Source organism: Amycolatopsis sp. NPDC051061 (genome assembly GCF_040682935.1).
Lineage (GTDB): Bacteria > Actinomycetota > Actinomycetes > Mycobacteriales > Pseudonocardiaceae > Amycolatopsis.
Genome location: NZ_JBFBBZ010000023.1, coordinates 18,019 through 31,042, shown reverse-complemented (window position 1 = coordinate 31,042; position 13,024 = coordinate 18,019). Strand labels below are relative to the sequence as shown.

The following is a 13,024-nucleotide window of genomic DNA, read 5'->3' as shown; positions in this document are numbered from 1 at the left end:
TTGAACTCTGGTCGGCGCACTCCGTGTCCCCCGGGCTCACTGAAGAACCGCCTTTGTGGAATACCGTCCGGCAGGAGCCACACTGCGCATAGCCGCCGAGAGGCGACCTCAGTGCGTCGACCACCCACTACGCTGGGTCCGTGACGATCAGCGCTCGAACGGCGACAACGCGCAGGGGGCCGCGGGAGCTGCTCAAAGACCCCGACTTCCGGCGTCTTCTGTTCACCCGCTTCGCCGCGAGCTGGGGTGACGGCGTCTTTCGCGCGGGTCTCGCCGGAGCCGTGCTGTTCAACCCCGAGCGGGCCGCCGATCCCCTCGCCATCGCCGGTGGGTTCGCCGCGTTGCTGCTGCCGTACTCCGTGGTCGGCCCCTTCGCCGGTGCGCTGCTGGACCGCTGGGACCGCCGGAAAGTCCTGATCTTCGCGAACCTCCTGCGCGGCTTGGCGATCGTCTTGGCCTCGGCCGCCGTCGGGTTCGGCTTCGGCGGGGTCGGCCTGTTTTCGCTGGCCCTGGCCGCGGAAGGCATCTCGCGCTTCATCGGCTCCGGGCTTTCGGCGTCGCTGCCGCACGTCGTCGAAGAAGAGAGCGTCGTGACGGCGAACGCCTTCGCCACGACGCTCGGCTCGTTCATGGCGGTCATCGGCGGCGGCTGCGCGATCGGCCTGCGCGCGCTGTTCGGCAGCAACGACGTCGGATCGGCCGAGGCCACGGCGTTCGCGGTGCTCGGCACCGTCGTCTCGGCGTTCATCGCCCGCGGGTTCGCGCGCGGGGTACTCGGGCCGTCGGTGGTCGACGAGCCGACGAACCCCGTGCTGGCCGTCGCACGCGGGCTGGCCGACGGTGCTCGTCACGCCTTGCGCGCGCCGCGTGTCACGGCCGGGTTCATCGCGCTGTTCGCGCACCGGGCGTCGTTCGGGGTGTCGCTGCTGGTCACCGTGCTGATGATGCGGAACTACTTCACCGACCACGGCCTCTTCCGCGCCGGCCTGCCCGGGCTCGGGCAGATGGCCGCGCTCGCCGGGGCCGGCATCCTGATCGCCGGGCTGCTCACCGCGCGGCTGCTCCGGAAGTTCGGCCGCCTGCGCGCGGTGCTCGGTTCGCTGCTGCTCGCCGCGATCGCGCAGTCCGCGCTGGGCCTGCCGATGGTGCTGCCGCTGGCGCTGCTCGCGTCGTTCGTCATCACCGGCGCGGGGCAGGTGCTGAAGCTGTGCGTCGACTCGTCGATCCAGCTCGACGTCGCCGACGAGGCCCGCGGCCGGGTGTTCGCGCTGTACGACACGCTCTTCAACATCACGCAGGTCGCGGCGGTTTCGCTGGGGGCGCTGGTCGTCCCGGACGACGGCCGCTCGCCGGGCCTGCTCATCGCGGCGACCGTCTGCTACCTCGTCGGTGGAGCCGGGTACGTGGTCGCGCGGCGCCGTGCGGTTCGCTGAGGAAAACACCCGAACCGGTCACGGTCACTGCTCCATTGGCATTAGGGTGACGGCAAGTCATTAGTAGGTTCGAGGGACACCGGGGGGACCTGTGACCACCGCGGGCGACGACCGTGCACGGCTCGAAGCACGCAATGCCGCGATGAAGGACCAAATGGACACCCTCCTGGAGAACTTCGAGCGGCAGACGGCGCAGCTGCGTGACGCGCAGGCCGCGGCCGCGGAAACCACCGCTCAGGTCGATTCCCCCGATGGTCTGGTCCGCGCCACGATCGACGCCGGCGGCAACCTCGCGAAGCTCGAGTTCGCGCCGAACGCGTTCGAACGCACGACGCCCGCGCAGCTCGCGAACACCGTCCAGACGGTGGTGCGTCAGGGATCGCTGCAGGTCAAGCAGAAGATCGCGGAGCTGATGGCGTCGATCACCGAGGGACTGCCCGACCTCGCGGACCTCGTCGAGGGCGCGCCGTCGCTGGCCGGGCTGGTGCCGCGGTTCCCCGACTTCGTCGAGGAAGAGGCGCCGGCGCCGCGGCCCTCGTACGAAGAAGGCGGCTCGATCCTGCGCAACGAGGCCGTGCCGCCACCGGCGCCCGCGCCGCTGAGTCATTCCGAGCAGTCCGCCCCCAAGCGCGTCCGCCCGCCGCGTGACGAGGACGAGGAGCCGCCGACGTCCTGGATGACGAGGGGCGACTGATGCCCGAAGGGGGCTCCGGCTTCACCGCGGAACCCGACGCGGTCCTGCGCGCTTCGAACGGCCTGACCACGGCGGCGGACGGGCTGGACAGCGCGCTGAAGACGTTGCAGGGCGCCCTCGACGCGCAGGGCGCGTGCTGGGGCGACGACGACTCCGGCAAGGAGTTCGCGAAGGACTATGTGCCCGGTTCACAGGGCGCCGTCGAGGGCTTCGCCAACCTCGTGCAGGGGTTGCGCGGGATGCAGCAGAACGTCGCCAAGTCGATGAAGGCGTTGTCGGGCGCCGACGAAGACGTGACTTCGCAGCTCGGCAAGGGGCAATGACCCGTGGGTATGGAGATGCCCGACGCGGTCAAGTGGCTGCTGCCGATCGTCGTCGGGGAGAGCTGGCCCGAGGGCGATGAGACCAAGCTGCGCGCGCTGCGCGACGCGTGGCACACGGCGTCTTCGGCGATCGCCCCGGCGTCGGAGGCCGGTAACCAGGCGGCGTCCGGCATCCGCGACAACTGGACCGGCGACGGCGCCGACGCGTTCGTGGAGCAGTGGAAGAAGTTCGTCGAGGGCGACGAGGCGTACTTCAAGCAGCTGGCCGACGCGACGAAGGCGTTAGGCGATTCGTGCGATCAGACGGCGCTGGACGTCGAGTACACGAAGTACATGATCATCATTTCGCTGATCGTGCTGGCCGCACAGATCGCGGCGATGATCGCGGCGGCGGCGGTGACGTTCGGCGGCTCGACGGCGGGCATCGCGCCGGCGCAGGTGGCTACCCGGATGACCGTGCAGATGCTGTTCCGGCAGCTGCTCGAGAAGCTGGCGCAGCAGGGGTTCAAGCAGGTCGCGAAGGAGCTGCTGGAGCAGCTGCTCAAGCAGGGTCTCAAGAAGATCGGCATGGAGATCCTCAAGAACGAGGCCATCAACCTGGGGATGGACGCGGGCATCCAGGGCCTGCAGATGGCGAAGGGCGATCGCCAGAGCTGGGACTGGTCGAAGACTTCGGACGCGGCGATTTCCGGCGCGGTCGGCGGCGTGGTCGGCGCGGCTTCCGGGTCGATCGGGCGCGGGGCTACCGAGGGGCTTTCGCATTCTGCTGGTGGTCAGGTTGCTGACGCGGCTCTCCGAGCGGGGGGCCGGGGGGCGGTCGAGGGGGTTGCGCAGACGGTCGGGCAGGCGGCGGTCACCGGTGATTTGGGGTCTTTGACGCCGGAGCAGCTGCTGACCGGCGCTTCCAGCGGGGCGGTGGGGGGTGCCGTCGGGGGCGCGAAGGAGCAGATGCACTCGGTTCACGAGGCGAACATTCCGCGGGATCCGGGTTCTTCCGGGGAGTCTCGGTCTGGGGATGGTTCGGGTGAGGAGCCGGGGTCGGCTTCGGAGCCCGGATCGCGGCGGGAGACGTCGGCCGAGGCTGAACAACACGCGGACAGCGCGCCTGCTCAGACGCCGGAACGTCAGTCCGTCGAGCCGCGGCACGCGGCGGATGAGCCCCCGCGTCCGAGTGCGGACCACGTCCAGCAGGCAGGACGGCCGGAGGTCAGGGCGCCGGCCGACAGTCCAGCACCGCAGCAACCGGCCCCGGCGCCGAGCCAGCCGGTGGGCGAGGCGGCACCGGTCTCGTCGCACGGTGCGACGCCGGGTTCGGCGGGCGCACCGTCGAGCGGCGGCTACGGCATGGCCCCACCGGAACCCGGCCGCCAGATCGGTGGACGCCCCCAGGACAACGTCGGAGCGGCCGGCTTCACGGGCGGCACGAACCAGCCCTTCGCGGCCGACGGGGGGACGGCGCCGTCCCAGAGCGGACCGTCGCCGCAGCAGGCCCCGCCCCCGGGCGGACTCACGCCGCCCCCACCGAGCGGAATGCCGAACGGCGGTGGTGGCCCCGGACTCGCAGGTGGCCCAGGTCCGCGCCCGACTGGCCCGGCACCGCAAGCTCCGATGCCCCCGCACGAACAGCCACGACGGATGCCGCCGCAGGACCCGCGCCGGATGCCGCCGGGTGGCCAGCCGATGCGTGGGCAACCGCCGATGCCGTCGGGTGGGCGGCCGTCGCAGGCCGGCCAGCCACCGCACAGTGGCCAACCGCAGAACGGCCGGCCACACAGCGGGCAACCGCACGGCGGCCAGCCACCCGGCGGGCAACCGCACGGCGGGCAGCCACCGCACGGTGGGCAGTCGCAGGGCGGGCAGCAACACGGCGGCCAGCCCCCGCACGGCGGCCAACCGCAGAGCGGGCAGTCACACGGCGGACAACCGCCGCGCGGTGGGCAACGGCCGCCGGGAGGTCAGGCGCCGCTTGGTGGGCAGCCGCCTCGGGGTGGGCCGCCGCCGCAGGGTGGGCATCCCTCTCACCGGGGTCAGCCGCCGAACGATCCGCGACGGATGCCGCCGCGGCCGCCGGTGGGGCCGCAGGGTGGTCCGCCGCAGCCGGGGATGCCGGGCGGGCAGCGTCCCGCGGGGTACCCGAACCAGCCACGCGGACCGCAGGGGCCGACTCCGGGCGGACGGCCGCCGATGCCGCCACCGCCGACTGGCCGGCCGCCGATGCCGCCGCACGATCCGCGGCTGGGTCCGCCGCGCCCGATGGGGCCGCCGCAGGTTCCGCCGCCGCGGTTCGGTCCGCCGCAGGAACGCCTTCCTCGTGGTCCGCAGGGTCCCCTCGAGCCGCCGCGACCCACAGAGCAGCCGGCCGCGAGGCCGGTGGAGCCGAACCTGCCCGTGGCCGAGCACGCTCCGGTTCAGGAGCGGCCGGTCGAGCCTGCTGAGCACGCGCCGGAGCCGTCGACGGACCAAGAGCACGCCGGTGGACCGGAGCACGAGCCGACCCACTCCGAAGACGAGCCCTACCTCGCCGATCCCGGGTTTCGGGCCCAGGACCCCGCCGGCGTCACGCGGATCGAGGACACCTTCCTGGACTCCGGGCGGCAAAGCCCGGAAACCGGCGAATGGCGTCACGAACAGGTCCGTCGCGAGGCCCTCGCCAAGCGGGACGAGTTCCATCCCGGCATGTCCGACGAAGGCGCCTTCGCCGTGCACGCCTACACGCGGCACGAGCTGGTCGGGCCGCTCAACCGGGCGCTGCGGCTCGGGGGCCCGGAACTGATCGACCTCGCCCCCCAAGCCGGGGCGCTCGTTTCGGGACTCAACGAAATGCCTGCCCACGTCGGCACCGTCTCGCGGCGGGTCGACTTCCACGGGGATCCCTCGCGGCTCCAGGCCTTCCTCGGGCGGTTCCACGAGGGCGCGCACATCACCGAGCCCTCCTTCCTCAGCTCGTCGAAGGTCGACGCGGAGCATCCGCGCAGCACTTTCGCCGGCGAGGTCGAGATGCGGATCGAGTCCCGGACCGGCCGCGACGTCGAGTCCATGGCCAGCATCGGGCGCGAGCGCGAGGTGCTCTTCAAGGCCGGGTCGCAGTTCGAGATCACCGGGGTCGAAAAGGGGCCCGGGCACCCCGGGCACCCCGATTTCGAGAACCGCCCCGGCGCCCGGGACCAGCCGCAGTGGATCGTGCACGCCGAAGAGATCGCGCCCGGGGATCCGCGGTATCGCGGTGACACCCGGGACGCGATCGACGAACGCCGTGCCGCCGCCCGCGCCGACGAAGAGCGCTTCGAGCGGGAACAGGCCGAAAAGGACGCGCGGTTCTACGCCGAGTACCCCCATCTCAAGCCGTCCGGCGATCTGTTCAAGCTGCTCGGTGGCGACGACTCCGCGCCGCCGCCCGCCGAAAAGCGTCCGCCCGCCACGAACGCGCCCGAAGGTGGCTGGTCGCAGCTCGCCGAACCGCTGACGCCGGGCGGCCCGCCCGTGCTCCACGCCGGGTCCGTCGAGACTCCGCAGCAGCACGCGCGGCTCGTCCGGGACGCCGTTCCCGAACTCGCCGCCGTCAACACCCGCAACCACTACAGCCCGGGCGAACACGGCTACCGGACGAACTCCGCCGAGTCGATGACCGCCTTCGACCGGCGGATGAACGGTGAGGACGTCGTCGCCGGGCCTGCCCGGGGAGAGAGCCTCAGCGGGCCGTGGAGCGGCCGGGGCAGCTTCGACGACGTCGCGCGCGACCTCGGGGGACGTCCCGTCGGCGCGCGGTCCGCCGTCGCCTTCGAGCACGCCGGTGGCGACGCACTGGTCGCCGCCGTGCACACCGAGCACGGGGTCCTGTTCGCCGATCCCGTCACCGGGCGGCTCGCCGAACTGCCGCACGACGCCACCGGGATCCGCGAGCTGCCCCTCGGCGGCGAGGCACCGCACGAAACGCCGTCGATCACCGACCGCCTCGGCCCGGCGCCCGAACGGCTGCCGCACGACGAGGGCTACCTCTTCGACGACGACCACCGCGGGACCCCGGCCGACCACGAGAGCATCCGCCGCGCGGTCGGCGACGAACGCATCTACCAGGACATCCACGACCGCGCGCTCGTCCGCCGGGACGCCGCCGGCCTGCCCCTGACCGACGACGGCGCCGTCGCGGTGCACGGCTACACCCGCGGCGAGTACGCCTACGACGTCAACGAGGCCCTGCGCCGCGGCCCGGGTCACCCCGGTTTCGACCTGGCGCAGGCGAACGCCCGCGCCATCACCGACGGCCTCAACCAGGTCCCGCGCACGTCCGGCGAGACCATCCGCGCCTTCGACGTCAGCGGTGACCCGCGGCTGGCCGAACTCGTCGCCGGGCCGTACGAGCCGGGCGCGGTCGTCGTCGAGCCGTCCTTCTCGAGCGCGTCCATCAAGACCGGCGAGTTCTCGACCAGCAAGTTCGGCGACGACGTCGAGCTGCACGTCCGGTCGGACAACCTCCGCGACATCTCGAAGCTCGCCGAAAACCCGTCCGAGCGCGAGTCGCTGTCGCCGCCCGGCACGCAGCTGCTGGTGCACGAGCGGCGGCTGGAGCTCACGCCCGAGGGCCGCCGCAAGTGGGTCATCGAAGCCGAGGAGATCGGCCCCGGCCACCCGCGCTACCTCGATTCCGAGGCCGCGCGGCAGAAGATGGCCGAGCGCCGCGCCGAGAACGACCACGACGCGGCCGAGTTCGAACGGCGCAAGCAGGCCGCCCTGATGGAACGCCTCGGCGGCTTCGGCGAGCCGGAGCACGTCACGCCGCAGCCCGAGCCCCCGAAGGTCAGCGACGTCCTCGACGGGCCGGCCGAGACACCGCCCACCCCCGAGCCCCAGCCGGACTACTCGAGCCTGGTGCGCGCGACGAACCCGCCCTCCGAGCCGGCCATCCACGCCGGCGCGGCGACGCCGGCGGAGCGCGCGGCCTACGTCCAGGACCGGCACCCGCACCTGCGCGAGGTCAACCCGGGCTTCCACCAGCCGGGCGCGCTGGAAAACGGGTACCTGTCCAACTGCACCCGCGCGCCCGAGGCGTACCTGGACCGGCTGCGCGGCGGGGACATGACGGCGGAGCCGATCCTCTTCCACGAGATGGGCACCCGCGGCACGCTGGAGCACCTCGAGGGCCGGTTCGGCGAGACGTTCTCCGAGCGCGGCAGCTACGACGACGTCATCCGCGAGATGCGGGACAAGCCGCTCGACCACCACGCCGTGGTCGCGGTGAAGTACGAGGGCCCGAACGGCGTCGAGTACGGGCACGTCGCGATGGTCGTGCACACCCGCGACGGCGTCGCGTTCATCGACCCGCAGTCCGGCGACCTCCTGCACCTTCCGCAGCCGCCGAAGGGCATCAAGCTGATGCACGTCGGCACGCCGGAGGAGGCGCACGTCCAGACCGAGCACGCCGAGACGACCGAGCACGGCGGCTACGGCAGCGCCCCGCAGTCCCGGCTCGGCGAGCTCCTCGCGCAGCCGCGGGTCGCCGAAGCGCTCGCCGGCGCGACCACCGATCTCGTCGTCAAGGACCACGAGGGGAACCCGCAGAACCTCGGGCCGGTCGGCGAGTTCGTCCGGACGCGGCTGGCCGGGCACCCGGAGCTGGTGGAGCTGCTCCACGACCCGGCCAACGAGTTCTTGACGCGCTCGCTGCTGCGCAAGCCGGAGACGATCGCGAGCCTGCTGGTGCACGACGAGGCCATCCCGATCCTGGCCGACGCGGTGCACGAGGTGCACCACCCGGCCCCGGACACGGAACCGGTGGCACCGCACGCGGACCCGACGCCGCTGACACCCGAGCAAGCCGAGACGTCGCGGGAAGTGCTCGACGAGGCGAAGGACCATCCGAACGCACACCGCAAGCAGGCATCGTTCGACCCGGGCAAGCTCGGAGATGAGGCGCACACGCGGGAGTACCTCGCCGAGCGCTACCGGGAAGCGGCTCGGGCCGACCTCAAGCTGAAAGAAATCCTGCCGCCGCTGGCCGAGGAGACCGGCGGCCACGCCGGGTTCCGGCCCGGGCCGAAGTCCGAAGGCCGGGCGATGGACAAGATCAACACGAACTACGACGGCGACGCATCGCGGCTGGTCGATCTCGCGGGCGCGATGATCCAGTTCGAACGCGTGCAGGACGCCTACGCCGCGTTGGCGCGGATCGCGGAGCATCCCGACCTGGAGGTCGTCGACTTCGACGACCGGTTCGCGAACCCCGCTCCGGCGGGCTACCGCGACCTGCAGATGAGCGTGCGCATCGACGGGCACGTCGCCGAGCTGCGCCTCCATCTCAAGGCGCTGGACGACGTCTCGGCGTACGAGCACTCGCTGTACGAGGTGCGACGTGACCTCAAGGCGCTCAAGAAAGCCGAAAGCCGACCACACACCGCCGAGGAACAGGCCCTGATCGACGGGCTGGTCAAGCGCGAACGAGAGCTGTTCTGGGACGCGCTGCAGGGGAGTCTCTAATGGTTCATACGCCGTCCTACTTCGAGTACTACGACCACACGTACGTGGTCGAGAGCACGCCCGACGGCGGGCTGACCGGTCGCATCTTGAACTGGAAGACCGGCGCCTTCGAGGAAAAACCGGAGCACGTCACCGATGTGCTCCTCGACCACAGCCCGGACATCCGGAGCCTCGACCGCGAACGGTTCGTGCGCCGGACCGAGGAGGAGCGACACCACTACCTCCGCGGTGACGGGCCGATCTTCGCGCTCTACCAGACCATCGACGCGATCTGGGCCGCGACCGAAGAGGAGCACCGCAAGATCACCAAGGAGGAACGCGCCTTGATCGACTCGCTGTACCGGCGCACCTTCAAGATGTGGGAGGACGAGTTCGCCCGCCGCGACGCCGGCGAGGCTCCGGCCTTCACCTTCACCTCGGTGCTGGCGCGATGATTCACGTGGAACATCGACTTTCGCCCGAAGAGCAGCGCACTGTCCTGGTGCAGCTGGGAAAGCTCGTCCGCGAGCTCCGGACCGACGCCGCCGGGCCCGCCGCGATCGACTTCCGGCAGGTCGGGACGCACACCGAACTCCAGGGCCACAACGCGACGACGTCCGACGCCGTCGCCGAGCTGTTCACCGAGCTGCGCAAGGGGATGTACGCCGAGGACCGCGGCACCTGGCTGCAGGCGCGGTTCACGCTCACCCCGGACGGCACCTTCGACTTCGACTTCGCGCTCGACGACGATCCGGTGTGGACGGACGCGCCGCCGTCGGCCGCCTACCCGGACGAGCTCGCCGCGTTCCCGCGCGCCGAGGAGCACATCCCCGACTGGTGGCGGCTGCGCGCGCAGCTGCCGCTGGGCGTGGTGTTCCGGCACGCGGACGTCGGCGGCCCGGACGCCGAGCGGCCGCCGCTGACCGACACCGAGGTGCCGCTCGTGCTGCAGTACCTCGAACGGGAAGCCGTCGTGCACGAAGACGGCGACGAGCGCTTCCACACCGACGGGGCCTGGATCTGGTCCGAGTCGGTGGCGCGGTTGCTGGCCGAGGACGGGCTGCCGCCCGAGCCGGACCTGGTCGCGCACATCCGCCGCCACCACTACCAGCCGCCGTACGTCGAGCTGCTGGTCCGGCGGACCGCCGAAGCGGACCTGCTGGGCAAGCCGCGGCCGAAGCCGAGCCGCGCGGACGTGAAGAAGACGAGCGGCGACGTCGTCGCGGAGCTGGAGACCACGCCGGATCCGAAGCTCGGCGACGAAGACCTGCTGATCGTCCTGGTCCAGCGGCTCGGCGAGCACGGGGTCTGGCCGGAGGCGTACCGCGTCGGCGGCCGGGCCGACGGCACGTGGTGCCTCAACTTCACGCCCGACGGCTGGGAGGTCGCCGCCCACGCCGGCGAGGAGCCCCGGGAGCCGAAGTACTTCGAGCGGCTCGAAGACGCCGCTCAGCAGCTGCTCGGGGCGTTGCTGCTGCACCCCGCCCGGATGACCGCCGGGCACGAAACACCCTTGGAAACCGCCAAGGAGCTCGACGACTGGCCGGTCCACCCGGCTCCAGGTGAGCCTCCCCTCACCCTGCTCCGCAACAAGCGCATCACCCGGCTCGTGGCGGGTACGGTCGTTCTGCGCTTCGGCGAGGAACCCGGCAACCTCGTCCACCACGGGGAGGTACGGTTCGCCACGACGTCGCTGCCGCTGGAACGTGAGCGGGAGCGGCGGAGCTACCGGCTGAGACGCCCTCTGCACGTGATCACCGGCATCACGGTTCCGTGGGCGAACCTGCCGGGTGGCGCGGTGGCCTTCGTGCTGCCGAAGACGATCGCCGAGCACGAGTCCGACGGAAGCCTGGAGAGGATCGAGTAGGTGGAAGCGGCGGAAGCGGTTGCCAAGGTCGGCCAGTGGCTGCGCGCGGTGCACGGCCCGGACGTCTCCGGTCCCGCCGGGCTCCGGGTGGACACCGAGAAGGTGCTGCGCATCCCCGAGGGCTGGTCGGTGCCCTACAACACCATCGAGTTCCTCGACGAGGGCCGGCCGGAGAAGGAGATCTTCCCGCCGCCGTCGGTCGTCGTCCGCGAGCCGGACGGCGAGCTGCGGCAGGCGCACCCGCACCCCGGCGGCCTGTCGGTGCCGGTGGCGTTCCCCGGCCAGGAGAACTGGCGCGAGGTCGTCGACCCCGAGTACGTCAAGGCCGGGCTCGGCGAGCTGGGCGTGCCGCTGCAGGCCGTCGCGGGCTGGGTGAAGGTCGACGCCGAGGGCAACCAGACCGGCGAAGAGCGGGAGAACCCCGAGTACAAGGCGGGGCCGATCCGCCGTGGCTACCCGAAGCCGGAGAACACCCTCGAGACGCTGCTGTCGTTCGCCAGCGTCGGCTGGCTGACCCGCGAGCTGCTGCTCATCGGGCTGATCCGGTGCGAGGTGTTCGTCCCGCTCGACCTGGAGACCGGCAAGACCGACCGGTTCTACTTCGCCGAGGAGCGCAACGAGCTCAAGGTGTTCAGCTCGACCCGGAACCTGCCCTCGCGCGAGCACGGCTGGTGGAAGGTCGACGTCGCGACGCTGGCCGAGTTCGAGCACCCGCCGAACCTGGTGATCAACGGCGGCCCGACGACCATCGAGGACGTCTCCAGCGGCGAGCTCGCCGGGATCGTCCAGCGCTTCCCGCGGCACGAGCCGCGCATCGACGTGCACGGCCGCTGCCCGGAGGCCGAGGAGGACCTGATCCGCGTCGCGTCCGACACGGCGTCGCGGATGGGTCTGCCGGATCCGGTCAAGCCGCCGCTCGCCGCGGCCGAGAAGGCCCGCAAGCGCGGCTACGAGCTCACCGCCGAGGAGTGCGCGAAGACCGTGCTCGGCGAGTCGTGGCTGAAGCGGCTGCAGATGCCGGAGCCGCCGCGCAGCAAGCCCAACGACCTGCGCGCGAACGGCCTGGCGCCGACGTACGACAACGCCGGCCGCGCGACGCCGCGGCTCGACACCTTCGGCAAGTACTTCGAGCAGGACCTCGACGGCTTCCGCTACGGCTGGCAGCGCGTCACGGGCGCGTACGTCGGCTTCGCGCTCGGGGAGGCCCTCGGCGCGGCCGTCGACCGGATGATGCTGCACGACATCCACGCGAAGTTCGGCATCGAAGGCGTCACCGACCTGGTGCCGGCGTTCGACCAGGCGGGCCGGATCGGCTCGCTGACGCAGCGGCTGCTGTTCTACACCGAGGCCGCGATCCGCAGCCCGCACCGCGAGCAGCCGGAGTCCCGCGAAGCCGAGCAACTCTTCCCCGGGGTGGTCCGCGGTGCGCTGCAGCGCTGGCTGCGCACGCAGGGCGCGCCGCTGGAGGACGCGGACGGCTGGCTCGTGCAGGTCGCCGACCTGCACGCCCGCCGCGACGCCGACGACGTCGAGCTGAACTCCTACCACCAGCTCGCGACCGAAGCCGGGGGCGCGCCGCCGCTGTCCGGCCCGGCCGCGCTGATCCCGGCGCTGCCCGCCGCGCTGACCATGGCCGGCCCTGGGAGCGGGTTGAGCGGCGGTGCGCGCCAGGCCGTGCGCGACCTGGCCGGCGTCACCCACCCGACCGAGCCCGACCTGGCCGCCGCGACCTACCTGACCTGGCTGTTCGAGCACGCGCTGACCAAGGACGCGTTCAGCTTCCCGATCTGGAACCTCAGCCGCGAGGTGCTCAACCCGGACAACCAGTACCAGCAGGGTCCGGAGTGGACGGACATCAAGGACATGGTCGCCGAGTCGGTGCCGTTCTTCGGCGAGCACGGGCTGCCCGACCTGCGGATGCCCGAGCTGATCGGCGACGGCAAGTCGACGCTGTCGGTCCTCGGACGCGCCTTCGCCGCGTTGTCCGGCTTCGAGAACTACCCGGAGCAGGCGCTGCTGCGGGCCGTCAACCACTCCGGCCGCAGCGCGCTCACCGGCGCGGTCGCCGGCGCCCTGCTCGGCGCGCGCACCGGCATCCCCGGGCTGCCGCAGAAGTGGGTCGACCAGCTGGAGCTGCGCTACCTGGTCGAGAACGTCGCTTCGGACGCCTACTGGCACTTCGACCGGCACTCGGCGCTGAGCGCGCTCGGCGACGAGTGGATCGAGCGGTACCCGCGGCGTTGACGCGAGGATGGGG

General features: G+C 72.0%; 7 protein-coding genes. All 7 read left to right on the top strand.

The annotated features are described in order from the left end of the window. The first annotated feature begins 140 nt into the window (after nucleotides 1-140). The 7 genes from AB0N03_RS28400 (at nucleotide 141) to AB0N03_RS28370 (ending at nucleotide 13,011) form a co-directional block, all read left to right on the top strand. A complete protein-coding gene (locus AB0N03_RS28400) occupies nucleotides 141-1,433 on the top strand; it encodes an MFS transporter (RefSeq protein WP_364377713.1) in 1,293 nt (430 codons plus the stop codon). Nucleotides 1,434-1,575: 142 nt separating this feature from the next. Then, nucleotides 1,576-2,127: a YbaB/EbfC family nucleoid-associated protein gene (locus tag AB0N03_RS28395; RefSeq protein ID WP_364377712.1), complete on the top strand. Its 552-nt coding sequence runs from the start codon at nucleotides 1,576-1,578 to the stop codon at nucleotides 2,125-2,127. After that, complete coding sequence (locus tag AB0N03_RS28390; protein ID WP_284743459.1) at nucleotides 2,127-2,450, top strand: WXG100 family type VII secretion target; 324 nt, start codon at nucleotides 2,127-2,129, stop codon at nucleotides 2,448-2,450. The genes AB0N03_RS28395 and AB0N03_RS28390 overlap by 1 nt, the downstream gene beginning before the upstream one ends. A 15-nt stretch (nucleotides 2,451-2,465) precedes the next feature. Next, nucleotides 2,466-8,921, top strand: a complete 6,456-nt coding sequence (locus AB0N03_RS28385) for a toxin glutamine deamidase domain-containing protein (RefSeq protein ID WP_364377710.1) — start codon at nucleotides 2,466-2,468, stop codon at nucleotides 8,919-8,921. Then, nucleotides 8,921-9,355 (top strand): hypothetical protein, encoded by a 435-nt coding sequence (locus AB0N03_RS28380; RefSeq protein ID WP_364377708.1) that lies wholly within the window; start codon nucleotides 8,921-8,923, stop codon nucleotides 9,353-9,355. Before AB0N03_RS28385 ends, AB0N03_RS28380 begins: the two co-directional genes overlap by 1 nt. Further along, nucleotides 9,352-10,767 carry a TNT domain-containing protein gene (locus AB0N03_RS28375; RefSeq protein ID WP_364377707.1) on the top strand — a complete coding sequence of 472 codons (1,416 nt, stop codon included), beginning with the start codon at nucleotides 9,352-9,354 and terminating at the stop codon, nucleotides 10,765-10,767. Before AB0N03_RS28380 ends, AB0N03_RS28375 begins: the two co-directional genes overlap by 4 nt. After that, on the top strand, nucleotides 10,768-13,011 hold the full coding sequence (locus tag AB0N03_RS28370; protein WP_364377705.1) for an ADP-ribosylglycohydrolase family protein: 2,244 nt from the start codon (nucleotides 10,768-10,770) through the stop codon (nucleotides 13,009-13,011). Nucleotides 13,012-13,024: the final 13 nt, after the last annotated feature.